Below are 21,948 nucleotides of genomic sequence, written 5' to 3'. Positions count from 1 at the left end.
GTGCATGAAATAGATGCTCGAAGCTGCTTTCGAGCACCTGGCGATTTAGCCATTGCCAGTTCAACGGGTGACTTCGGAGCTTTTCCTGCATTGCATCCACGTTCGGGGTCGAACGCCGCGCTCAAGGGTAAGCGCCCGTTTTAGCTCCGTAACCGAAATGCTGAGAGCTGAAGCGCCCGGTTGCGGCTATGCTCTTGTTCATTACCGCCGATCGCAGCCAGCATCCCCACGGGGAGCACGACATCGAGAGGCGACCCGGCCCCTTAGCGACGCGAACTCCTCTTCGTTGCGCGCCAGGTTGTAGGGCGAACGATTGATGGGCTTCAGGGAAATCCCTTCGCGCTGCGCCTTGCTGCGGATAGCCGCGACGGGACGTTCAAGTTTGACGCTCATGACTCCGGTCGGCGTGTTTGCCCTTCGCGAGCTGTTTGAGCATTTTCACATCTGCGCTCGACCACGGTTCACGCGTACGACGCTTGTATGAGGGATTTGCCTTGCGCGGGCCCTTCTTGCCGATCGGCGAGCCGGGTCGCTTCCATGCTGCACTTGCCATTAAAGTCCTCTTATAGGTCGTTCTTTAACAAAGGATTCAGCAATTCGGTTCCGATCCGTAGGAACTGCAAGATCGACGGGGAAGTTCTTCGTTGACTAGGGTCAACGGAGGTTTCAGTGCGCGTCCAACTAGCATCGATATGTCTTGTGCTGTCCGGTGGATTGGCGATTGCGCAGCCTGCTAGGCCGGCGGACGATGCGCCGACCGGGCGTTCGGCGCCCGAAGACAAAGGTCAATTGCAGCCGCAGGGCTGGACCGGGCCTATCAACACCGGTTCAGGTGGTGCTCCTGCGGAAAGCCCCCAAGGGCAAAGCCCACCACGGATGCAGCCGGCGCCGGACGGATCGACAAAGACCACTGTCGAGCCTCCCAAGTAGTCCCATGGGCCATTGCGCGTCGGCGCGGGTAACGCCGACGCGGCGTGAGGGGAGGAACAAACGATTCACGTTGCCGTTTCAAGGGCCAGACAACGCAGCGCCTGCAGACCCATGACGAACCTGATCAAGACGTGGGGCCGACGAGAAAAACATCTACGCCGTGATCAAAACGCCCCGTGGAAGCGCCTGAAAATTGGAGGTCGATGTGGAGCTGAAGGTTTTCACGCTTGCGAAGTCCTTAATGGTGGGCCTCACCTATCCATATGATTGGGGCTTCATTCCCCCGACACAAGCTGAAGACGGGGACCCGCTGGACGACCGAAACCGAGCCTTGAGAATATACCGGGCCCGTTCCGTCTATGAACCTTGCCTGGAAGCCACATCGCGAGCTCCGTTAGTTGCGAGCAATCCCTTCATGGGCCTGGCCCTCAGGGCATTGGTCCGTTTCGGGGATCCAGCCTCAGCTCAACGGGAAGTTCGTCCATCGCGCATTCAGCGCATAAACACCGGACGCAGCGCGCGGCGCGCGCATGTCGCCGGGCGCCGCGAGATCCATCGAGGCCCGCTTGTGCGCATAGCGCGCCAGTTGTCATACTGCGACGTCGCCGCGATCGCCTCACAGATGATCGCATCAAGCATGCCGCCACTATTCACACCGAGCGAGATCCGCTCGGTGGTCTCGGGGCGGTAGCTCAGCCCCTACATCTCCGCCCGTGTGAGAATCAGCCGCACCGAGCGCCCGAGCTTGAGCGCGTCCGAGCATAGCCAGTTCGACCTGATATTGCGCGCAAGTCGTCGCGGAAAGGTCAACGACGCCGGGACGCCTGCTATGCAGCCACGAAGCGCGTCGGTAAATTAGTGAAGCCGAACCAGGCAATCGGGACTGCGACGCCGCACAGAATTGCCATCGGAAAGAATGCTGCCCCTCCATACGTGGCATAGAGCATTCCTGATAATAGAGTCAGTGCGGCAGTTACCAGACCTGAACCAAAGGCATAAAGAGCTTGGGCGGTTGCGGCTAGTCGGACTGGAATAAGGATCCCCATCATGCGCATGCAAGCAAGGTGGAGCAGCGCGAACGTCAATCCATGTAGTGGCTGCAGGACCGAGAGGATCAAAACGGATGTAGTCACGCCCGAAAGAGACCAACGTATGATCCCAGCCGCGGCTGCCAGGGCAGCCGCACCACGCGCGCCCATCCGCCTGAGTAATCCAGGGCCGATTAGAAAAAACACGATGACTTCCGCAGCTACCGCTTCTGACCACAGCAGGCTTATGGCCGCTGGGGCTAATCCAGCCTCGCTCCACCGAATCACTGCAAATGCGTCCTGCATAGCGTGGCTCCCATAGACCAAGGCTGAAACCAAGATCAGAATCCGAAAATGCGGCATGGCAAGAAGTCCAAGCACTCGAACGAAGATAGGCGATGCGCTGGCGCGCGGTGCGGTTCGACTAGTGATCTTGGGCGTCAATGCGGTTACGCCAGCCGCCACGACAAGCAGGAATGCATTCAGCCAGATGATCGGCGTGAGATCAGTGCGGCTGATCAGTTGTCCGACGGCCAACGTACCCAATACGAAAGCCATCGAGGCCGAACCGCGTATCCAGCCGTATTCAAAGGGTCTCATCCCTATCTGAGGCTTTGCTGTATTGACCGTCAAAGCGTCGGCAATCGACGTCGTGGGAGCAAGCGCTGCAGCTTGAACCAAGGCCAGCAAAAGCAGTTGCGAGAAGCTATCGGACGACAACAATGCAACGGCCGCGCTGGCCGCCACGGCGGCACAAGTTGCGAGCACAAGGCGCAATGATCCCAAGAGATCGGCGAGCGCTCCAATTAATGGGCCGGCGACCAGGCGCATTGACATTGCAGCAGCCAGGATCACGCCGATTTGCTGCGAGGATAGAGCTTTCGTTTCGAAAAATTGTGGCCAATAAGGCGACGCCACGCCAAACGCGGCGTACAAGGCGACGTAAAGAATAATATAGGCGATCGGTCCATTAATGCGGATGACTTGCAGCACTGGACACCTGTCCGACCTCCGCTCGCCGGGCCCATTGAGCGCCGGTTGCCGCGGCCTCGCGGCGTATGGCAACGGAGAAACTCTTCTTCGGTTTCAAGGAGGCGGAGCGCGATCAATGTGGACCTATCCCGGTCTTATCGAAGTCGCGTCCTCTACCTCCCCCGCGTTCCTCTTGCCGTTTTTTCGTCCAATGGAGTTCAACGCGAAGCTGAATGTGGCCCATCCGACCTCAAAGCATACTTGTAATCACAAATTGGACATGCCCTGGTTGAGGGAATCAGAAACAATAATTGGGCAAAGCAGCGACCGACCCTGAAGGAGGTGCTGATGCCGATCGCGGGCAAGAAACCGGCAAGGGAGTCGGCGGCGAAGAAGTCAGCCCGCAGACAGCAGCGGAGGTCCGCGTAATCCAGGTCTATGGGTCGGGCAAGTAGGAGCCAAGCGATCCAAGCGCCGATCAGATCAGCGGACTTCGCGCAGAAGATGCTAGTGTGCGCACAACATCTGTTCGTAATGTCGCACGTAATCTTGTGCCATCCGCCGCGCAATGAAACGCTCTTCGAATTTTGCGCGGACACGCCGCCGATCTAGTCTTGCGAGACTTGCCACGGCTTCAACGGCTTGGCCTTCATTTTCGACGATGAAGCCGGTCACGCCTTCATCAATGACCTCCGGCACCGACCCAGACCGATAGGCAATGACCGGCGTTCCGCAGGCCATGGCTTCGATCATCACCAATCCGAAGGGTTCGGGCCATCTGATCGGAAATAGCAACGCCGCTGCATCGGCGAGGAACGGCTGTTTCGTCTCGTCATTCACTTCCCCGACGATCTGGACTTGCTTGCCGTCGATGTGAGGTTCGATGCGCTCTTTGAAATAGCCTGTCTCGGCCCGCGGGATTTTCGCGGCAATGCGCAGCGGGATCCCTGCTGCGCGCGCAATACGAATTGCGTCTTCGGGGCCTTTATCGGCGCTCAGCCGCCCAAGAAAGGCCAAGTACGAGCCCGAGGTAAATGAAGCACGAAACTGCTGGATGGGTAAGCCGTGATATACCGTCCCGCACCAGTTCGCGTTCGCCAGCGGAATGCGTTGGTTGTCGGAAATCGAGACAAGACAGGCGCCCGGAAATGCGTCGAGGAGAGCCGGCAAGCCTGGTAGATCCAACCGACCGTGCATCGTCGTCACGAAGGGAATGCCCAACCGGCTGAGCAATGGCAGATGTAGCCAGTCGATGTGGGCGTGAATCACCTCGAATTCATGAGCGCGACGCGCTATTGCCTCCAACAGAACAGCCATAGCTGCATTCGGGTCTGTCCGCGGTCGCCCAAGGCGAAGCGCACGTGACCAAACTGGATGAAGCGCAGCGCGAGTCTTCGAGTCGCCGCTCGCAAAGAGCGTGACTTCGTGCCCAAGCTCGACGAGTGCATCGACGAGCCAAGCGACGACCCTTTCCGTGCCGCCATAGAGTTTCGGCGGAACGCTCTCAGCCAAGGGGGCAATCTGGGCTATTCTCATTGAGATCTTCCAGGGAAGCGAAGGCCGCGGTCTCTTCCTCGTTGCGGCTGGGGCGGGCCGCGGCGAGACAGCCGCGGCATTGAGGCGATGGGCCATTTTGTTCGGCGACAATGCCTCTGCACCAACCTAATCGACCCGAAACCAGCGATAGCCGTAGCCATCAAGCTCAATTGCAGCATCCGCGCTGGGCTTCGGCGAATAAATTCGGTTGCCAAATACATCGGTCAGCTTCCTTCCGTTTGGAAGATGTTTGATATGTGTGCTGCATTCGGCCTGCGATAAATTGTGCAGTATGAGCACCGCCCGGCCCTCCCAGACAAAATGCTGGATCACGAGCGAGGGGCAATCGCTTTGGGGAAGGCTCCAGTCGCCCCAACCGATTTCTGCACAAGACTGACGCATCTCAACCAGCCGACGCATCCAGTTGAAGAGCGAATCCGGATCACGCTGCTGGGCGATGGCATTTACCTTGGCTGGACCGTATTCGCCGTCGCGGATCATGTGATGCAGCAACCGATGCTTGGGCCGGGAGGAGAATCCGCCGTTTTCATCGTCGTTCCATTGCATGCATGTACGCACGGGCCATCGCTCGGGAAGCGCGAGATCGTCACCCATCCCCAATTCGTCCCCGTAGTAGATGACCGGTGTGCCAGGAAGGCTAAAGAGCAGGCTGAATGCGAGCTCAATGCGGCGGCGATCATTTCCCAGCATGCCTGCGAGTCGGCGACGAATTCCGCGTCCGTAGAGTTGCATTTTGCGAGTGGGAGCGAATGCAGCGTAGACTTCTTCGCGCTCTTCGGACGTCAAACGTCCGAGGTCCAACTCATCATGGTTGCGCAGAAACTGGGCCCATTGTGCGAATTGCGGCAATCGAGGTAGCGCGGTCAGACAGCGCTGCAACGGTTCGGCACTTTCGCGCGCAAGTGCAAGAAACAGGTGCTGGTTCAATAGGAACGCGAACAACAGTTGGATGCGCGATCCGTTTCCAAAATAGTGCTCAAGTTCGGCGGGAGCGACGTTGGCTTCAGCCAATAAGACTGCGTCACCTCTGCGCCATGACAAGAAATCGCGAAGCTCCCCAAAGAACTCATATCGGCGCTTCGCCGGACGATCTGGGCGTATCTCCTCCACGACGAATGGCGCTGCGTCGATGCGGAATCCGGATACGCCGAGTTCAAGCCAGAAGCCAAAAATCTTGAAGATCTCTTCGCGCACGGCAGCGCAGCCAATGTTTAGATCGGGCTGATGCTGGTAAAATCGGTGATAATACCATGCCTGCGCACAGAGATCGTAGGTCCACACGCTCAATTGAAAGCCGGGAAAAACAACGCCATCCGTGCTGTTTTCTGGCTCGGTGTCAGACCAAACGTAGTATTCGCGAAACGGCGATGACGGATCGGCGCGGGCCTGCTGAAACCAGGGGTGCCGTTCTGAAGTATGGTTGATGGGGAGATCGACGATCAGCCTCAATCCCCGAAGCCTCGCCTGATGACTGAATTCGACGAAGTCGCCCAGGGTGCCGAGTGCTGGAGCGACGTTGTAGTAGTCGGTCACATCATAGCCGTGGTCCAGGCCGGGACTCGGATAGAAAGGGAGCAACCACAGACAGTTTACGCCAAGCTGAGCAATATGATCGAGCTGTCCGGCTAGTCCCTTGAAATCGCCGATGCCGTCTCCGTTGCCATCCTTGTAGGTGGCGACGTTGAGGCTGTAAATCACGGCATTTTTGTACCAAAGATCAAGCATTGTCTGAGATCCGAAGGTCGGTGACGCGCTACTCATTGCTGGTGGCTGCCGCGTCCGATCCCGCTAAGATCCAGCCCATGCAGTAGGGCCAAGGCCCGACGGCTTCGTCAACGCCGGGAAGGCCTGGAAGTTGCTCTGCCACCCTGTCCGGCATCGATCCCCATTCGCCCTTTGGAGAAGGGTGGCGGTTGCGTTTCGGTGATTCGTCCAGGGTTCGATTTCACCCGCTGTGGACGGGAAAAATGGCAATTCGGCGGAACTCGCTCGACAAACCGTCTTCGACACTCTTTGATGGTGTCGGAGGAGCCCCGGTAGCTGAGCACGGCGAGCCTGAGGCTACGCCAGCAGGCGGGCTCAGAAAGGCGGCGTCCGTAAGTTGGATGGGTCTAGCCGTCATGGCAAGGGGCGCGATTGACCCGGAGGTTTCAATGGCCCGGAGCGGCCGCGGGCGAGGGATCGTCAAAATCTCGTCCACGGAGTTCGCGTTGATGCTGCGTTTGAACATCGCGTCCAACTCGCCGACGCTCAATGCCTTGAGCCGGCCGGAACGTCGACGGGAAACTGCTGCGGAGCGTCTCGGTGATGACGGTGATCAGCCTGTCGGCGTCGGCCTCGGCGTGGACGCAGGATCTCCTTCAGCAGCGGGCTATTGATCGAAGTTGACGGGTAAAATCATTTTTTCCCTGCTTTGCGACGAGGTCGCCGATCTTGCGCAATCCGGAAAACAACGTGAGCAGGGCGCCGGCAATGATCCTCCGAAGTCGGCGTCGCACTTGATCTCGGCCGCACCGACCTTCGTCATGCCTCGCCAGACCCCGCCGATGCCGGCGACGCGGTGCGCGACGGCAGCGGCCGCTCCGCGATCCCCGGGGGCACGACGGGCCCGCCTTTGCGTCGTATCGGCCGACCAGCGCCAGCAGGCGGCGCCTGGTGAAGGGATCGGCCCGTTCGGCCAGAGCGTGGATGCGCTGCACCTGTTCTCTGCAGAAGTCCTCGTGCATCACGCTATCCCCTCACTCACGCAGGTTTTCGTCGAACGTCATCGCGGCGGCTTCAGTTCGCCGGCGAGCCAGCCGACCGCATCCGTCTGCATCGGGTCCACGGCGAAGCGGACCAGTTGTGTACGCTCGCAAGTCGAGCACTCGAAGGTGTGCTCCTCGAATCCGCGCTGACCGGGAGAGATGCGCGCCAACGCCATCCGGTGTTTGCATACCGGAGACATCGGTCGCGAGGCAGTCATCCCTAAACCCCGCGGAAGCGGATCGTACGATGTCCGCAGCCAGAGTCTTCGGAATCTTGCCGTCCTCTGACGTGAGGAATGAGCGCGCTCGACGCGGGTCGATTCCTCGGGTCTGCGCGCAAATGCGTGGCCTGCGCGGCTCCGCCCCAACCCCCAAAAGCCCCCAAAAGGCGGGGCTGCGCCCATCCGCACCAGCGTTTCCATCGATTGCGGCGGCGCACCGATTGCCGTCAACCGGCGACCGAACGGAACGGCCGTCATTCAGGCGACTTGACCCAGCGAGATCGTCGTTTCGGAGAAGGATCATGAAAGCGATCTTGGCCATTGGTGCATGTTCGCACTCGCCCTGATCTCGCCAGCGGAAGCCAAGGGATTGCATCAAGGGCGCCATCTGGCTGGGCTGAGCCTCGATCATCGCGATGGCCTTCTGCATCGTCGGCATGGCCGCAACCATGTTCATGGGATCAGCGTCCTAGAACTTGAGGGTCGTTCGCAGTCCGAAGACGGATGCGCTTTTGAGCGCCTTTGCCCGGCAGGCCCCGCTACGGCGGGCTTCGCATTTGTAACGTGGCTGTCCGGATTGCTAGTCACGTCGCCGTGGATCAAAGTTGCCCGCCATGGTCGAGTCCTTAACGCGCCATCACATGTTCTGGGGACTACCCATGGGAATGAATGATCGGCAGCCCGTTGGCAGCGGACGGAAAATGCATTCCTCGCCCTGATCGCCGGGGCGCTGCTGGTGCTCGTCGTATCGGCAACCGCGCTCGTGGACGGCACCCGGGCGCTCTCGGATCTTCCGCGGGTGACGGCGCGGCGGTGAAGAGCGGCTGCGGCCAGAGAGACGTTAGCTGCGGGCGGGACCAATCGTATCGGCCATTCTGGCGCCTCGCGCCCCCATCGGCGGTTTGATGCTCCATCTCCGCATCCAGCTCGGCGCCGATCAGAATGACGATTGCAGAAATCCAGAGCCAGGTCATGAAGCCGATCACCGCGCCGAGCGAGCCATAGGTCTCATTGAATTTCCCGAAACTGGCCGCATACCAGGAGAACAATGCGGAAGCTCCGAGCCAAAGCACAGCGGCAACGGCGCTACCCCAGGTGATCCAGCGCCAGCGCGGCGCCTCGCGGCCCGCCCCATAGCGGTAGATCAGCGCCAGCGCCAACGCGACCGCGACGAACATCGCGGGCCACCGGGCAATGCGCAGCATCAGATCGGCGAAGTTCGACAGCCCGATGAAATTGAGGACGACTGGAACGACCACGACGGCGCCCAGCGCTGCCAGCACGAACAGAATCCCGGCGAGCGTGAAGGACAGCGACATGGCGTTGAGGATCAGAAATCCTCGCTTCTCCTGCTCGCCGTAGACGATGTTCAGGGTGTCGAACAGCGACTTCATTGCGGCGTTGGCACTCCAAAGGGAAATCCCGAGCCCGATGACGAAGGTCGCCCCCAAGAGTCCCGCCGCCCTTGCCTCCAGGAACAGCGTCACCGGCAGCGCCTCGATCGCCGCCGCCTCATAGGCGATCTTGTGATGGCGTGAAGGTTCGCTTTGGCTCAGCTCCAGCCGGTTCAGCGTCGACTTGCCCGCCACCGGCGCGTAGTCCTCGCGCCTGGCTTCAAGCTTGCCCGCCAGCACCGCCATCAGAGGGTCGTGCCGCAGCTCGTCGTGATCATTGAGATCTTCGTAGCCAAGCGCGATGCCAAAGACCCGCTGTCCGACCAACGTCGCGACCGTATGCTCGATCAAGTCTGGGCGGCGATGATCGCGAAAGCAATCGGCAAAGCGCCCCACCAGATCAATCACCCGATCGGTGGCACCCAGAAGCAGCGCTCCAGCATCCGACGTCACCAGGCCAGCATCAAAGGCCGCCTCCACAGCCCGGCCTTCCACCACTCCAAAATCAAATCGTTCTGCGCTACACTCTGTCGGCATCGGGGCGCTCCTTGGATCAGACAAAAGTCCTTCTCGCAAAAGAACTTTCGCTGATTCGCGCCCCGATGCGCCTCAACACTGTGAGAAATGCGGGCTAGGTCGACGGTCCTCCGGCGTTGAGAAGCTGAGAAACCGCGGTGACGAGCTGAGCCGGTGCGAACGGCTTCGTGAGAAGAATGCTGTTGGGCACACCGAATCTGGCCCAGTCCTCCGCGGCCGTCCCGGTCATATAGACAACGGGGAAGGCCGGGTCGCGCTCTCTGGCGACGCGAGCGAGGTCCCAGCCCGTCATGGTGCCCCTCAGGTTCACGTCGGTCACCAGCGCCCGGAAACTGGCGACCTCGCCCTGGAGAAGTGTGACCGCGTCCTCCGCCGAGGAAAGGATTTCCGGGAGGAAGCCGCCTTCGCTCAGTGCGTCCTCGAGCATCTCCCGCACCAGGAAGTCGTCCTCGGCAATTAGAATCTTGAGCGGTTCGTTCAAAAGACTGTCCTCACTCGAGAGTCTACTCGACCGAGAGCGCTCGTTTCTTTAGAATCGTCATCAGTGCTGCACACGATCAATCCGTCGCGTTGACGATCTCTGGCTGTTGCGACGCGTAGCAGGCCGCGGCCTCGGAACCGCGCCTAGACGCGCATCAGTTTGCCCGGGGGCGAGCCGTCGCCGCTACGGCATCGTCTCGGACGCGACCTCGGCCATCGGTCGCCAGCGTCGATTAGAACCCGGAATAGTAGTCATTCACGACTCTCGTCCGTCCGGAGTCGTCCCAATTCCAGTCGTTGTCGTTGCCGTACTTTGGCGCTCCCTGCAGCCTTTCTGCGTTGAGATTCGTTCGATATCCGCCAAGGCCCGTATCGTACTTCAAAGATTGCCATGGCAGCGGGTAGTGATCGTCGCCGATCCCCAGGAAGCCACCGAAGCTGAGAACCGCATATGACACTTGGCCGCTGATCTTGTCGATCATCACGCGTTCGATTGAGCCGATCTTCTGGTTGCCGGCGCCATACACCGCGGTGCCCTCGACCTTATCACTGCCGATCAGCGTTCCTGTTTCGCGCCTTTCCGTTTCCATCGTCACCTCCTTTTGGCAATAGATGCGAGATAACGGAGGGCGACGGATGCTCGTTCCTCCTTGATCGCCAACCGCGCGGAGGGCGAAAAAACGACGCTCCGCATGCCGATTTGAGCCAGGCTCCGTGCGGCGCGAAAGAATGTCCGACGCCCGCTCCCAATTTAGATTTGAAGACCACCTGAATGTCTAGGGTCCGAGCGCAAGTTGTAGGACCACGACGCACACGCCGGCGAGGAGGCAAGAAATGGCTTCCAGGGTCCAGTCCGGTCTCGAACTCCCACCAGCCACGCGTCCCACGAATTCCATCGCCTTTCTCAAATGGAGCCTCATCAATCATCATCGGGCGGAAGCCGCTCAAGATAGGTTATCCCCGAGTATGTGAGTTCATCGGCGTCGATCTCGCGCGTTTCCCGACTCCGCTGTAGGTGCCACTCAAGCAAACATCGGCGTCCATCCGCTGGATCAACGTCATCGTGCTTTGCTCAGATATAGCATCCACGCGGTGTCGAGCGCGCGTTTCAGGGTAGGGTCTTCCGCCATCAACAAGCCTTCAGCAAACCTGGTCCATATTGGGGTCAACTCCGCCTCTTGGCCAATGTTTCCGATCTTCCCGACCGGCTCTTCAAATTCGAAGCTCATCGCAAGGAACCGAAGGAACGTCGCGCCCTTCTGCCGGATTGGTTTGCGTTGGAGCCGGAACATGAACAGCCCCGATCATGATGCCTTGTTTCGCGCGGTCGTGGATGCTCGACGAGTTCTCAGCGAGGACCAGACGGGCTCTCTGGATCCAATAGAGACCTTGCGACGGCTGCGGGCGGTACTCGACGACGACGAATTGGTCCACGCCCTGGATCGGTTGAACCGTCAACAGGTGTCTCGGCTCGAGCGCTGAAGCACCCCGTCGCGCCGCCGCGCTAAGGGACCCAGGTCCGCGCATTTTCCGGCGATTGCTGTCCCCGTCTTGAAGCGGCGACTGGATGCCATCCCTGGATCGCTAACCGGGCTCCGCGAAGGGGGCGCCGAAGTCGCTCTACAGCGCGCTCAGATCGTCGGGCACGTCGCCGAACTTCCGGATCACCTTCGCGTCGCCGAAGTCGCCGCTCGACGGGTCTCCCGTCCGGCTGAACGCGACGGCGCCGACGTGACCGGGCTTGCGGGACAAAGCCTCCGCCTTCATCACGGCGGCATTCGGATTGAAGCACTCGACGGCTTCGCCGGCTGCGATGCCGTCGTCGGAAGGGACGAACGGCAAAGCCACGTAGTAGGTGACCTCGGACATCAGTCGGTTTCCTTGCGATCGCGCTGCGCGCCGTGGCGCCCGCGCGAATATCCCGTCGATACCGCCGCCCGCATTTCGTCGGCTTGGGCCTCGAGGAAGTCGACGGCAACGAGCAACGCTTTCACCGCCTCCCGGGCGTCTCCGCCGCAGGCTGCGATGGCCTGGTCGGCCGCGAACTCAAGATCGGCCTCGAAACGGTTGGACGGTTCAGGTGTAGCGGGCATGGTCCATGTTCCCCATTTGTTCAGGGAGAGTCAAGACGGCGAACGCGTCGCAAAGCATGCTGCCGCCTTCGGAATTCCCATGTGCGCCGCAAGCCCGGTCCGGCGACCCTTGCGGCAGGTCAAGGGAAGTATCCCCTATCGAACGGATCGCGAAACTTCGCGCACGGCACGCTTGGCGAGGATGAAATCGCTCTCCGGAAGGCCGGCTGTCGGAACCGGCCTCGCCCGTTCGTCTTGAATCGGAGCCGCCGACGGAGTTCTGCGTAACCATGGCCCCCGAGCGAACTGGAAAGGGTTTCTGCGTCTCTCGCTCGTCACCTGTCCGGTCGCGCTCTACCCGGCGACCTCGGAGAGCGAGAAGGTCTCGTTCAACCAGCTCAACCGGGCAACCGGCCACCGGATCAAGTACCTCAAGGTCGATGCGGACACCGGGGACGAGGTGCCCAACGAGGACATCGTAAAGGGCTATCAGCTCGAGAAGGATCAGTTTATCGAGGTGACCAAGGAGGAGCTCGAGGAGATCGCGCTGGAGTCGACGCGCACCATCGAGATCGACGAGTTCGTCGATCGCAGCGAGATCGATCCTCGGTACCTGATCCGTCCCTATTATCTGCGGCCCGACGGCAAGGTCGGCCACGACGCTTTCGCGGTGATCCGCGAGATGGACAAGGTCGCGATCGGCCGCGTGGTGCTGACCAACCGCGAGCACATCATCGCGCTCGAGCCGCGGGGCTCGTCGGCACGCTGTTGCGGTACCCCTACGAGGTCCGCGGCGAGAAATCCAGGACGTCAAAGTCACTAAGGACATGCTGGATCTTGGCAAGCACACCGTGAACCAGAAGTCGGGCAGCTTCGAGCCGGAGAAGTTCGAGGACCACTACGAAACCGCGCTCATCGACCTCTCATCAACCGGAAGCGCGCTGGCAAGCCGATCACGCCGAAGGAGCGGCCGCGCGGCGAGAACGTCGTCGACCTGATGGAGGCGCTGCGCTGGAGCGTCGGCGGAGCGCCGCCGAGAGGAAGGCTCCGAAAAAGTCGGCCAAGCGGCCAGCGCCTCGGTCGCAGCGGAAGTCGGCGTAGCACGGTCATCAGTGCTGCCACGGAGGAACCAAGCGGCCCTGGGCCCGGTTGCTCCGCTGCGACCACGGGAGGATTGCCATGGACATGCGGGAAGCCTCTGCGATGACGGAAGCCTCCGGTCTCGTCGACGATCCGGATGGCGCCGCGCTTACGTCCGGAGCGAGACCCGTCGGCGAGGCGGGTTCTCGACTGCTCCACTCGCCTTCGCAAGAGGTAGCAATGCGCTTCGCCGATCAGTTGCGAAAGGTGGCCGTGAGAGCTCCGTTGCAATCGCTCTTCGTCGCGTTCTTGCTGGGGGTCTGGGTAGCTCGGCGGCGCTAGGAGAGCTGCAAACCGCAGCACGAGCCTGATGGCGCGGAAGCTCAAGACATTTCAGACCTCGCTGGGCTTCTACGACCTCGCGATCGCGGCACCATCGATGAAGGCGGCTCTGGACGCCTGGGGTCGGCCTGCAAGCGCCGCAAAGTCTGAACAGGATCCAAAGAACCTACCTGATCCTCGCTGAGAATTCGTCGAGCGTCCACGATCGCGCGATACAGGGCATCGTGATCGGGGGTATTCATTCTCGAGGCTCCAAACACAAACCAACCCCACAGGAGGGCCTCGACGTTCCTAGAACCTCCTTGCGATGACCTTCGACTTTCGATGAGGCGCATGACCGAGAAGACTCGGAAACATTCGTCAGCGGGATGAGTTGGCTTCCAATGAGGTCCAGCATTGCTGGAGGTTGTCGATGGTGGCTGATCTTACGCTGAAGCAGGCCGTCGATGCGGCATTGACATTCTATCGGACCATGCACGGCGATGTTCATCCAGCGGATGAACGCAGGTGTTTGCTCGAGCGGCATCTACAGCGCACTTGTGAAACGCGGGAGGTCGATGCCGACGAGCTCACATGCTCCGGCATAACGTTTCTGGAGCGGCTTCCGCCCGATGATTAACGAGGCTCAATTGAGAAAAGCGATGGACTTCATCGGGCGCACGGCCGGCGAAAGTTCGAGACCGGATTGGACCCTGGAAGCCATTTCCTGTCTCCTTGCCGGCGCGTGCGTCGTGGTGCTGCAATTTGTGCTGGGATCGTAGGATACAACCGAGCTCGGTCGTCCGGCCGAAAGCAGGGCTGATTGCTGACGACTTACGGCGCGCCCGGAAGAGGACCGCGCGCAGCGACGCGATGGTTTCAGCGTCGAATATCGGTGAGTAACCGGCGGCGTCAGAGAGGTACTCGCGCTGGCGCGGCGAATAGGTCAGCGGCGGCCGCAAGCGCCGGGAAAGCGGAGGAAGGCGCACCTCACTCGTCTTGCATCAATCTTTCCAGGAGGAGGATGAGGATGTGAAACAGGAATGCTGATCGGTAGCGACAAGGTCGAAGGCACCGCCGTCTATGGCGCTGAACGCTCAAAAGATCTGTTCGATCGAGCGCGTCATGATCGACAAGGTCAGCGGCCAGGTGTCGTACGCGGTTTCTCGGCTTCGGCGGCTCGAACATCGGAGACGATCATTACCCGCTGCCATGGCAATCGTTGAAGTACGATAGAGGCCCTGGCGGGTACCGAACCAATCTCACCGCCGACAGGCTCCAGGGTGCACCGAAGTACGGCAATGACAACGATTGGAATGAGACGACCCGGGGAAGGGCAAGAGCTGTGAACGACTATTATGCCGAATGAACAAAGCTCGTTCTGAACAAAGATCAAGTCGACGAATCGGCTGAATTTCCATACCTGCACGGAATGCCATCCCCGCGGAGCGTGGACAGGAGTCAGCGGGCATAGCGGACATGCCCTGGACTTGGCTCCATCTGCGAGGGCATCACCGCCGAACACCAGGATCCGCGTGGGGAGGCCAAATTATATAGCCTTCACCAACTTTGCTTTCACAAGCTGATGAGGGCGATGCCCAAATCCGCTTTCTTCTTGCGACGGAGGTGTGCCGCTGTTGCCCTGATGGTGACCTCAAGCGTCGGCTGGACGGTGCCTGAGAGGAAATGACCTCCGCGCACGGTCGCGTCCTTGAGGCCAAGCACGGCGTGCAAATGCAGGCTGGTCCTGCCATCGTCACCCTCAGCCAAATCGCCCAAGAGGCTCAATACTTCGCACTGTTCGTTGACCTGGATCGGCTTATATTGTTTCGCCGCGAGATCAAACCAGCCAACCTTCGCTTCCGCAAATGCACCAATCGCCGTAATCGATGCACCGGTGATGTTTTCGTGGTTGGCAAATTCGGTGATGGCCTTGAAGGCTTCCTCGCCCGGCTCCAGGATCAGGACAAAGGCACGGCCAGAGTCGTCCTTGAGGGATTTTGATTTCATTGCATGCTCCGGAAGATTGACAGCCGTTTGGCTTTCGACGCCGGATAGGCCGAGCAGCGGACAGGCTTAAGAGTGTCCGGTGTCTTGAGTTCGTGCTGGACCATGGCCTCTTTCAATTGTCGTTCGGCTTCCAGGCAGAACTCCTGGTCTTTGCCTTCGGCGCTTTCCCGCAGCCTCCCAAAGCTCACGGGCCTTCTTGCGGATCTCATCCTCAGGGCAGGTTTGACACGACTTTCCTCCTGCGCTTGGTCAGTACTTAAGCCGCGCGCCGCTTGCGCGTCCGGCCGGCCTTCTTGGACGAGCGAGAACGTGAGGCCGCCGACGACTCGCCGACGCTCTTCCACCCAGACGCCCCCTTGCTCTTGGGGCTAGTCGATCAGTTTTCAACGACTCAGCGTTATAGACCTCGCGCTTCCCAATACGTAGGCGTCCCGTAATACTTGTGGGTGCGTGTTTCCCAGTCTCGATCCTGCCACGAGTCGTCACTGAACTCAGGCGCGTCCTTCAGCTGTTGCTCGGTGATATTGGTTCGAAAACCACCAAGCGACGCATCATATGTCAGAGCTGCCCACGGAATGGGATAGTGGCTGTGGCCCAACCCAACAAATCCGCCAAAGCTCATGACGGCATAGGCCACGCGACCTGACACCTTGTCGATAATGAGGTGATCAATCTCACCGATATTCTTTCCATCTGCTCCATAAACCTCGGTTCCTTGAATGTCTTCGCTTGAGATGCATTGATGATCCGGATGGGCTGTTGCGCGGGCCATAGCTTCGGCTCCCTCTCACAAGTGTGTTTCGTCCGCTTAACTCGGCCGCTACGGGGTCGTTCCTGGTTCTCGGAGAGCATTTGGCCGCACCAATGCCGGGTCTCCGGCATTGGTGATGCCGAGCAGCGCGCGCCGGGTGCGTGCTCGTCTTGGCACTTGATGCGCGACGTAGCCGGAGCCTTTTGAGCTTGTGTGAGCCTTTCGGCAGACTAGGGCGTGCATTCATAAACATCAGCTTTCGAGAGAGGCGATTCCTGGGCATCATTACCATTGCCGCGATGAGTCGCTGATTTGCGAAAAAATAATCTGGGCCGCTGGCTGTCGTCCCAATTAGGATCGGCTCTCCCGTTTTGATGGAATCGTCATCTCTCGCTGCCGCAAGCGGCGAGTTTCGTTTCCCGGCCTGCGGGGAGATCTTGGAGACGTTCGGCGACAAACATGCTTTCGTCGTTTATCGCCTCACGATCAGCCTTCCATGAAGGTTGCACGGCAGTAGTGGACGCTGGCGCAAGTCTCACATCGCTGTCATCTAACTCTTCTTAGCCAACTTCGCTGCAATCAGAGTCCGAACGGATAAGTGTCCGGGACAGCGATGCGACGATGCTCGGGACCCAAAGGTGTCACTGCGTGCGTCTCGTCAAACCATACCAGCCCGTTAAACTGTTGCGGCAGTGACGCCTCGGCATAGTGGCTTTGCAGTTCGCTGTCCGGTCGATAGATCACGCCGATAAATCGTTCGAGGCGCGGTTCGAGCAAGCGACAGCGAAGGGCCTCCTCGCGGCGGAATTCGATCAAGCCGCGTGTCGCGCCGGCATCGTGAAACAGCCGCTCATAGCTATCTGGTCGAGTGGGCCGAACCCGCATCACTTTCATCTCGGCGTCCCAATCTGACGCGGCTGCCACCGTGCCGGTATGAGTGCTCAATCCGATCAGCGACGCCGCGTCACCGAATTTCTCCCGACAGAGCTGACCAATATTGAGCTCGTTACGGACCGCGCCCATGCTGGTAAAGCGCGCATCGCCAATATGGGAATTGTGCGCCCAGACCACGGCCTTGGATTGGGGGCCATGTGCATCAAGGATGTGGCTCAGCTTTTCGAACATATGCGTGTCCCGCAAATTCCAGGATTCAGCGCCGCCGTAATACATGATCCGGTACTAGCGCTCGGCTGAGGCGATCAACCGCGCGTTCTGCGCGGCATCAAGGAAGCTGTCCGGATCGTCCGCCGCATAGTCGAGCCGCTTTTTCAGGATATCGTGGCACTGCCGGAGCACCTCCGCCTTGCATTTGCGATAGCCCTCGGTCAGGACGGCGCGGCCATAAGTCGAAGGTTCGCGCTGCCACGGGGTCAGGCAGCCGTAGCGTTCGCGCGCCACCGCTGCCGATTGAGGATCGATCTTATCGAGGTAAGCAAGCACGGCCGCGATCGAGCCGTGCATGTTGTAGATGTCGAGTCCGAAGAAGCCGGCGCGATCGGTTACCGGGTTTCATTCATTGTGACTGCGCATCCAGTCGACGAAGGAAGCGACGTATTTCGCCACATCCAGGTCGGAAAGCGTTCGAATGGCGTATTGCTTGACCTTCCCCGGTGCGTTCGGGCGCGAACGTACCGGTCGATCGCCGCGGCATCGGGCCACTCCGGCTCCACAGCGACGATCGTAACTCCGTGTTTTTCAATCAGGCGGCCCGTGATCGCTGCGCGCGCCTGGTAGACTTCCGACGTACCGTGACTGGCTTCGCCCAGCAAGACGACGCGCGACTGCCCGAAGCGATCGAATAGCGCGCCGAATGCAGGATCGTCGAAGGCCGGCAACGGTTCGATAGCAGCGCCGATCATGTCCGTCAGCGATAGCAAACGCGTGTGACCGGGAACGTGGTTGCTGGCGGAGCGTGTGCCATCCTCGATCCATCCTTGCTCACCAACAAGCGGCACGAAGCTGACACCCCCGAAAGGTCTCTTCATCGTAATCCGTCTGGCTCCGGCGTGTAATCCGGAGCAGCGATTGGTCGTGTTCGACGTTGCCGACGGGAATGACGAGGCGGCCGCCGACGGCCAACTGCCGCTTAAGCGCGTCAGGCACCGAGGGGCCGCCGGCAGCGACCAGAATCGCGTCGAATGGCGCCTCATCGGCCAAGCCGCGGGTACCGTCGCCGGTATGAACAATGCAATTCGTGCATCCGAGCGTATCAAGCCGCTGCGCGGCGGATTCTCGCCAGGGCGCCATGTCGCTCGACTGTATGAACAGTTTTAGCAAGCCACGAGGCAATTGCGGCAGCATAGCCTGAACCGGTGCCGACCTCGAGCATCTTGTCCGTCGGCGCGTCCTGGCTCAATCAGGTCGAGGTATGGTTCTCGATCTTGCAGGGGCAGTCACTTAGCGGCACCTCCTTCACAAGCCTCAAGCAGCTTCAGGAACACATCGATGCCTACGTCAACGCGTACAACGACAAAGCCGAGCCCTTCGTCTGGACCAAGAAAAAGGTCCGTCAACGCCCTTTCAAAGGCCGTCGTATCTGATTCCGGGTACTAGTGTGCTCGCGTATGAAGTCATGATCGAGAGCGGGCGGGCGTTCGCGGGCCCCGGCCGCCTCATCCATCGCCAGCAACGCCTTGCAATTCCCAGAATGGCGGCTGCGTCTCCCCCACCCGGACCTGGTAGTATTGCGAACTGATAGGCATCGATGTGCCTGTCGCCATCTGAGACGATTGTGGATTCCTGAAATGCTCAAGGCCGGGTTCGCGGATTGGATTGAAGGTGATGATTGGAACGCCGCGCCGGCTCGCCTGCTGCAGCGGATTCAAGAAACGGGGGCTGTTTGTTCCGGTGTTCTGACCGAAGAAGAAGATGCACTCCGCTTTGTCGAAATCCTCCAGAATGACGGTACCGACCGGAACGCCGATCGCCTGCGGCAGGGCGACCGATGTGCTTTCGTGACACATGTTGGAGCTGTTCGGAAAGTTATTACTGCCAACGATACGACCGAACAACTGATACATGTAGGCGGTTTCCAGAGCCGCATGGCCACACATGTAAAACACGATCGATTTCGGATCGTAGCTCCTGAGTTCACTACCAATCATGCTGAACGCTTCATCCCATGCAACAGGAAGGTAACGATCCGAGTCGGCGTCCCATTTCAGCGGATGGGTCAGACGGCCGAGGTTTTCAAGTTCATGATCCGACCACCCTTCAAGTCCGCTCAACCGATGAGTGGCAAAGAACTCGAGCGGCACGCGCTTGCGGGTTAATTCCCAGCCGGTCGCTTTGCCGCCGCTCTCGCAAATTTCGAAGGTCTGTGGCTTTTCCGGCTTGGTCCACGCGCAGGCCACACAGGCGAAGCCCTCCGGCTTGTTCTGCCTGAAAAACGCGTACGCGCTTCGTAGAAGAGATTTTTCGCGCAGTAGCGTGCCGGCAAGCTCCCGCAGCGCGGCCCAACTACCGGCCGCTCTTCTGCCTGGTCGTCCGCGGATCCGATCCTTGCCCATGCGGTAGCCGCGAATACGCATGTTTAGGCCACACGCCGATGCCCACCGTCACCGCGCTGTGCCGCGATCTGCTCAGCGATATCGAGCACGGAGACATGATAGCGATAGACCATCTCCCAGCCCTTCCAGCCGGTGAACAGCAGGACGCCTACAACCACCCGTGCCAGAACGATGCCCAACGGCTTGATGGCTGCCTCGGCGCCCTGGCTATATCGAAGGACGAAGTTCACCAGTCCGACTACGACCGCGGTGAGATTGCCGATCATGTGGTACCAGGCGTCCGTCAAGCGACGGATCCGCGGTTCGCCGAAAAAGTCGATAAAGCCAGCCAATGCAGCGACCAGCGCCATTAGGATGGCCACACCGATCATCCACATCGAAGCCTTGGGCCAGAACGCGTCTGCGGTGCCAACAGAGACCAGATCGCTGACGAGCGCGCCGACCAGGAATGCGACCGGGAACAGGATCACCACGGCTCGAGCGGATGCTCTCCAATCTTGGCGGTGCTCTCGGGGTGATGCTCATGGGTATCTCCGGAACGAAACTTTCCAGGACAATGGTCCATCCACCAACAAGTTCCTTTTGCTGCGCTCCGGTCCTCCGGACGTGGATCGTCCCATCCGGAGGTCTTGGCGCTAGGAACGGGATCGTAGTCAGAACATTGCCTTCGAAGCCAGCGCACGCTCGTGCACGGCTGTCGGAGCATGGCGGGCGCGTTCCCTGATGAGGTTCGCCATGGACAACCAAATCCTTAAGTTTTCACGCCGGCAGTCTCTTGCCGGTTTGTCTTTCCTGGGGCTGAGCGGGCTGTTGCTGCCGCCGGCCTATGCGCAGAAGAAGAGCCACCAGACGACTGGCGTAGGCCTGAGCGACAAGCCGGCCATCCGTGACGAGGATATCTTCACCTTTGCACTGAACCTGGAATACATGGAAGCCGAGTTCTACCTGCGCGCCACCACCGGCAAGGGCATCGCGGATGCGGACGCGGGCTCTGACGCGGCAAGCGTGATCGGCGGACACGAAGCCAAGTTCGAGAACAAGGCTATCCGCGAGTTCGTCGAAGAGTTGGCTGAGAATGAGCTAGCGCACGTACGCTTTTATCGCAAGACGCTCGGCAGGAGTGCCATATCGCGTCCGGCGATCGACTTCGAGGCCGGATTCAAGGCAGCGGCTCAGGCAGCCGGTCTTCCTGCGGATTTCGATCCGTTTGCCGACGACATGAGCGTCCTGCTAGGCGGCATGCTGTTTGAGGACGTGGGCGTGACAGCCTATGCTGGTGCCGCCCCGCTGCTGAAGAACAAGGAGTTTGTGGAAGCAGCGGCTGGCATCCTGGCTGTCGAGGCGTATCACATGGGCATGGCCAGATCGCAGCTATACCTCATGGGCGAGAAAGCTTGGACCGCGGCCAACGCGATCTCCGATGCGCGAGATCAGGTGGATGGCCCAGACGACAAAGACCAGGGCATTCGCGTGAACGGCAAGGCCAACGTCGTTCCGTCCACTCCCGATGCCATTGCTTTCCGTCGCACGCCGCAGGAGGTGCTGCACATCGTATATCTCACCGATAAGCAGGGCGTGAGCAAAGGCGGATTCTATCCGAGTGGCATGAATGGCGCGTTGAAGACGACCTGAGCAAGGTGCGGCGACCAAGCCCCGATCGCAGCAGTCCGCAGCGACGGCCTCTCCGCAGCCTTCTTAACACCGCTTGCGTGAATTCCGAGCTGCCAAACCCTATCCTGCTGGCGTATGCGATCACCAAGGATGCGATCCAGAACTTCACGGGCGGTCTTGCCGAGATGCTTGCCGAAAGGGGCATACGCGGTAAGGTCGTCGCGCCGGGCCCGATCTAGACATCGCTAATCTCGTCAAGCATGCCGTCGGACACAAAATTTCGGCAAGCAGTGCCGATGAAACGAGCCGGGCGGCCGGCTGAGCTCGCACTCACCTATGTCATGCTGGCCGATCCGCTCTCGAGCCATACATCCGGTGCGACACTCGTTGTAACGGGCGGGAAACCTTTTATCTGATCGCGAGAAAGACGAGATGGAAGCTTAATGTCGCCTGGCGCCCAGCGCGCACCATTGCTAATGGCTGCGGTTCTCGTCCTGCCACATTTGCCGGTCGCAGACAGGGAACCAAGCCATTGAAATCGGCAACCCCCACGGACCGGTCCTTCTAGCTTCCTGATGTTTATCGGCTGACCATAAAAATACTGCCCGGCAGCTTTTGAGCGCCGAGCCTTGGGCATCGTCTCCGATCGATTGCTGGCTAACGCCAGAACAGCGCAAGCAGCAGGATCACCGGGAGAGGAATCCCCAGCAGCCACAATAAAGCGCCTC

The 21,948-nt window shown here is 59.9% G+C and carries 19 protein-coding genes and 7 pseudogenes; 10 read left to right on the top strand and 16 right to left on the bottom strand.

Annotated features, from left to right (window positions below; translation table 11 throughout):
* The first annotated feature begins 1,171 nt into the window (after positions 1-1,171).
* Positions 1,172-1,621 carry an inorganic diphosphatase gene (locus IVA82_RS34980; RefSeq protein WP_247389530.1) on the top strand — a complete coding sequence of 150 codons (450 nt, stop codon included), beginning with the start codon at positions 1,172-1,174 and terminating at the stop codon, positions 1,619-1,621.
* Between the two features lie 136 nt (positions 1,622-1,757).
* On the opposite strand, the gene IVA82_RS34975 is transcribed toward IVA82_RS34980, so the two are convergent.
* The 3 genes from IVA82_RS34975 to IVA82_RS34965 all read right to left on the bottom strand — a co-directional run bounded on the left by IVA82_RS34975 (position 1,758) and on the right by IVA82_RS34965 (position 6,212).
* A complete protein-coding gene (locus IVA82_RS34975; RefSeq protein WP_247389528.1) occupies positions 1,758-2,951 on the bottom strand; it encodes an MFS transporter in 1,194 nt (397 codons plus the stop codon).
* A gap of 486 nt (positions 2,952-3,437) precedes the next feature.
* Positions 3,438-4,466, bottom strand: coding sequence for a glycosyltransferase family 4 protein (locus tag IVA82_RS34970; RefSeq protein ID WP_247389527.1), 1,029 nt, complete (start codon positions 4,464-4,466; stop codon positions 3,438-3,440).
* A 126-nt stretch (positions 4,467-4,592) separates the two neighbouring features.
* Positions 4,593-6,212 (bottom strand): alpha-amylase family protein, encoded by a 1,620-nt coding sequence (locus IVA82_RS34965; RefSeq protein ID WP_247389526.1) that lies wholly within the window; start codon positions 6,210-6,212, stop codon positions 4,593-4,595.
* 428 nt (positions 6,213-6,640) lie between these two features.
* On the opposite strand from IVA82_RS34965, the gene IVA82_RS34960 reads away from it, so the two are divergent.
* Positions 6,641-6,865 (top strand): hypothetical protein, encoded by a 225-nt coding sequence (locus IVA82_RS34960; RefSeq protein WP_247389525.1) that lies wholly within the window; start codon positions 6,641-6,643, stop codon positions 6,863-6,865.
* A gap of 386 nt (positions 6,866-7,251) precedes the next feature.
* Here the strand turns inward: IVA82_RS34960 and IVA82_RS34955 are convergent, their stop codons facing one another.
* The 5 genes and pseudogenes from IVA82_RS34955 to IVA82_RS34935 all read right to left on the bottom strand — a co-directional run bounded on the left by IVA82_RS34955 (position 7,252) and on the right by IVA82_RS34935 (position 11,158).
* On the bottom strand, positions 7,252-7,410 hold the full coding sequence (locus IVA82_RS34955; protein ID WP_247389524.1) for a response regulator: 159 nt from the start codon (positions 7,408-7,410) through the stop codon (positions 7,252-7,254).
* An 886-nt stretch (positions 7,411-8,296) separates the two neighbouring features.
* Positions 8,297-9,386, bottom strand: a pseudogene (locus tag IVA82_RS34950) (YhjD/YihY/BrkB family envelope integrity protein).
* Between the two features lie 94 nt (positions 9,387-9,480).
* Complete coding sequence (locus IVA82_RS34945) at positions 9,481-9,867, bottom strand: response regulator (protein ID WP_247389523.1); 387 nt, start codon at positions 9,865-9,867, stop codon at positions 9,481-9,483.
* A gap of 232 nt (positions 9,868-10,099) precedes the next feature.
* A complete protein-coding gene (locus IVA82_RS34940) occupies positions 10,100-10,456 on the bottom strand; it encodes a PRC-barrel domain-containing protein (RefSeq protein ID WP_247389522.1) in 357 nt (118 codons plus the stop codon).
* A 468-nt stretch (positions 10,457-10,924) separates the two neighbouring features.
* Positions 10,925-11,158 (bottom strand): hypothetical protein, encoded by a 234-nt coding sequence (locus IVA82_RS34935; protein WP_247389521.1) that lies wholly within the window; start codon positions 11,156-11,158, stop codon positions 10,925-10,927.
* Here IVA82_RS34935 and IVA82_RS34930 point away from each other — a divergent pair.
* Positions 11,157-11,348, top strand: a complete 192-nt coding sequence (locus tag IVA82_RS34930; protein ID WP_247389520.1) for a hypothetical protein — start codon at positions 11,157-11,159, stop codon at positions 11,346-11,348. The genes IVA82_RS34935 and IVA82_RS34930 overlap by 2 nt on opposite strands.
* A gap of 138 nt (positions 11,349-11,486) precedes the next feature.
* Here IVA82_RS34930 and IVA82_RS34925 read toward each other — a convergent pair whose 3' ends face one another.
* Both IVA82_RS34925 and IVA82_RS34920 read right to left on the bottom strand, forming a co-directional pair.
* On the bottom strand, positions 11,487-11,735 hold the full coding sequence (locus tag IVA82_RS34925) for a hypothetical protein (protein WP_247389519.1): 249 nt from the start codon (positions 11,733-11,735) through the stop codon (positions 11,487-11,489).
* Positions 11,735-11,959 carry a hypothetical protein gene (locus tag IVA82_RS34920; RefSeq protein ID WP_247389518.1) on the bottom strand — a complete coding sequence of 75 codons (225 nt, stop codon included), beginning with the start codon at positions 11,957-11,959 and terminating at the stop codon, positions 11,735-11,737. Before IVA82_RS34920 ends, IVA82_RS34925 begins: the two co-directional genes overlap by 1 nt.
* Before the next feature lie 206 nt (positions 11,960-12,165).
* Here IVA82_RS34920 and IVA82_RS34915 point away from each other — a divergent pair.
* The 4 genes and pseudogenes from IVA82_RS34915 to IVA82_RS34900 all read left to right on the top strand — a co-directional run bounded on the left by IVA82_RS34915 (position 12,166) and on the right by IVA82_RS34900 (position 14,708).
* A pseudogene (locus IVA82_RS34915) lies at positions 12,166-13,039 on the top strand (Ku protein).
* A 349-nt stretch (positions 13,040-13,388) separates the two neighbouring features.
* Positions 13,389-13,484: pseudogene (locus IVA82_RS34910) on the top strand (cell envelope biogenesis protein TolA); the annotation flags it as partial.
* A gap of 288 nt (positions 13,485-13,772) precedes the next feature.
* Positions 13,773-13,979, top strand: a complete 207-nt coding sequence (locus IVA82_RS34905) for a hypothetical protein (protein WP_247389517.1) — start codon at positions 13,773-13,775, stop codon at positions 13,977-13,979.
* 403 nt (positions 13,980-14,382) lie between these two features.
* Positions 14,383-14,708: pseudogene (locus IVA82_RS34900) on the top strand (PRC-barrel domain-containing protein).
* Between the two features lie 206 nt (positions 14,709-14,914).
* Here IVA82_RS34900 and IVA82_RS34895 read toward each other — a convergent pair.
* The 4 genes and pseudogenes from IVA82_RS34895 to IVA82_RS34880 form a co-directional block, all read right to left on the bottom strand.
* The gene (locus tag IVA82_RS34895; protein WP_247389516.1) at positions 14,915-15,349 is read right to left on the bottom strand and encodes a PPC domain-containing DNA-binding protein; all 435 of its coding nucleotides are present in this window, start codon (positions 15,347-15,349) and stop codon (positions 14,915-14,917) included.
* Positions 15,346-15,693, bottom strand: a complete 348-nt coding sequence (locus IVA82_RS34890) for a hypothetical protein (RefSeq protein ID WP_247389515.1) — start codon at positions 15,691-15,693, stop codon at positions 15,346-15,348. Before IVA82_RS34890 ends, IVA82_RS34895 begins: the two co-directional genes overlap by 4 nt.
* Before the next feature lie 53 nt (positions 15,694-15,746).
* The gene (locus tag IVA82_RS34885) at positions 15,747-16,121 is read right to left on the bottom strand and encodes a PRC-barrel domain-containing protein (RefSeq protein WP_247389514.1); all 375 of its coding nucleotides are present in this window, start codon (positions 16,119-16,121) and stop codon (positions 15,747-15,749) included.
* A gap of 558 nt (positions 16,122-16,679) precedes the next feature.
* Positions 16,680-18,453 (bottom strand): annotated as a pseudogene (locus tag IVA82_RS34880) (erythromycin esterase family protein); the annotation flags it as partial.
* Here IVA82_RS34880 and IVA82_RS34875 point away from each other — a divergent pair.
* A pseudogene (locus tag IVA82_RS34875) lies at positions 18,449-18,640 on the top strand (IS3 family transposase); the annotation flags it as partial. The pseudogenes IVA82_RS34880 and IVA82_RS34875 overlap by 5 nt on opposite strands.
* A 72-nt stretch (positions 18,641-18,712) precedes the next feature.
* Here the strand turns inward: IVA82_RS34875 and IVA82_RS34870 are convergent.
* Together IVA82_RS34870 and IVA82_RS34865 are read right to left on the bottom strand one after the other, a co-directional pair.
* Positions 18,713-19,630 carry a molybdopterin-dependent oxidoreductase gene (locus IVA82_RS34870; protein WP_247389513.1) on the bottom strand — a complete coding sequence of 306 codons (918 nt, stop codon included), beginning with the start codon at positions 19,628-19,630 and terminating at the stop codon, positions 18,713-18,715.
* 2 nt (positions 19,631-19,632) lie between these two features.
* Entirely contained in the window at positions 19,633-20,079 is a 447-nt protein-coding gene (locus IVA82_RS34865; RefSeq protein ID WP_346658804.1) for a DUF2231 domain-containing protein, read from the bottom strand.
* Between the two features lie 265 nt (positions 20,080-20,344).
* On the opposite strand from IVA82_RS34865, the gene IVA82_RS34860 reads away from it, so the two are divergent.
* Positions 20,345-21,241 carry a ferritin-like domain-containing protein gene (locus IVA82_RS34860; protein WP_256469762.1) on the top strand — a complete coding sequence of 299 codons (897 nt, stop codon included), beginning with the start codon at positions 20,345-20,347 and terminating at the stop codon, positions 21,239-21,241.
* A gap of 44 nt (positions 21,242-21,285) precedes the next feature.
* Positions 21,286-21,636, top strand: a pseudogene (locus IVA82_RS34855) (SDR family oxidoreductase); the annotation flags it as partial.
* Between the last annotated feature and the right edge of the window lie 312 nt (positions 21,637-21,948).

This window comes from Bradyrhizobium sp. 142 (assembly GCF_023074015.1).
Lineage (GTDB): Bacteria > Pseudomonadota > Alphaproteobacteria > Rhizobiales > Xanthobacteraceae > Bradyrhizobium.
Note: the sequence above shows the minus strand (reverse complement) of the source record. Positions and strands in the feature narration are given on the sequence as shown.

What these genes read in the sequence shown, in the direction of transcription:
- IVA82_RS34895 (WP_247389516.1), bottom strand. Translation starts at nt 15,349, where the DNA reads ATGAAATCAAAATCCCTCAAGGACGACTCTGGCCGTGCCTTTGTCCTG.
- IVA82_RS34905 (WP_247389517.1), top strand. Translation starts at nt 13,773, where the DNA reads ATGGTGGCTGATCTTACGCTGAAGCAGGCCGTCGATGCGGCATTGACA.
- IVA82_RS34885 (WP_247389514.1), bottom strand. Translation starts at nt 16,121, where the DNA reads ATGGCCCGCGCAACAGCCCATCCGGATCATCAATGCATCTCAAGCGAA.
- IVA82_RS34960 (WP_247389525.1), top strand. Translation starts at nt 6,641, where the DNA reads ATGGCCCGGAGCGGCCGCGGGCGAGGGATCGTCAAAATCTCGTCCACG.
- IVA82_RS34870 (WP_247389513.1), bottom strand. Translation starts at nt 19,630, where the DNA reads ATGCGTATTCGCGGCTACCGCATGGGCAAGGATCGGATCCGCGGACGA.
- IVA82_RS34955 (WP_247389524.1), bottom strand. Translation starts at nt 7,410, where the DNA reads ATGGCGTTGGCGCGCATCTCTCCCGGTCAGCGCGGATTCGAGGAGCAC.
- IVA82_RS34970 (WP_247389527.1), bottom strand. Translation starts at nt 4,466, where the DNA reads ATGAGAATAGCCCAGATTGCCCCCTTGGCTGAGAGCGTTCCGCCGAAA.
- IVA82_RS34920 (WP_247389518.1), bottom strand. Translation starts at nt 11,959, where the DNA reads ATGCCCGCTACACCTGAACCGTCCAACCGTTTCGAGGCCGATCTTGAG.
- IVA82_RS34935 (WP_247389521.1), bottom strand. Translation starts at nt 11,158, where the DNA reads ATGTTCCGGCTCCAACGCAAACCAATCCGGCAGAAGGGCGCGACGTTC.
- IVA82_RS34860 (WP_256469762.1), top strand. Translation starts at nt 20,345, where the DNA reads ATGGACAACCAAATCCTTAAGTTTTCACGCCGGCAGTCTCTTGCCGGT.
- IVA82_RS34940 (WP_247389522.1), bottom strand. Translation starts at nt 10,456, where the DNA reads ATGGAAACGGAAAGGCGCGAAACAGGAACGCTGATCGGCAGTGATAAG.
- IVA82_RS34965 (WP_247389526.1), bottom strand. Translation starts at nt 6,212, where the DNA reads ATGCTTGATCTTTGGTACAAAAATGCCGTGATTTACAGCCTCAACGTC.
- IVA82_RS34980 (WP_247389530.1), top strand. Translation starts at nt 1,172, where the DNA reads ATGGTGGGCCTCACCTATCCATATGATTGGGGCTTCATTCCCCCGACA.
- IVA82_RS34925 (WP_247389519.1), bottom strand. Translation starts at nt 11,735, where the DNA reads ATGTCCGAGGTCACCTACTACGTGGCTTTGCCGTTCGTCCCTTCCGAC.
- IVA82_RS34930 (WP_247389520.1), top strand. Translation starts at nt 11,157, where the DNA reads ATGAACAGCCCCGATCATGATGCCTTGTTTCGCGCGGTCGTGGATGCT.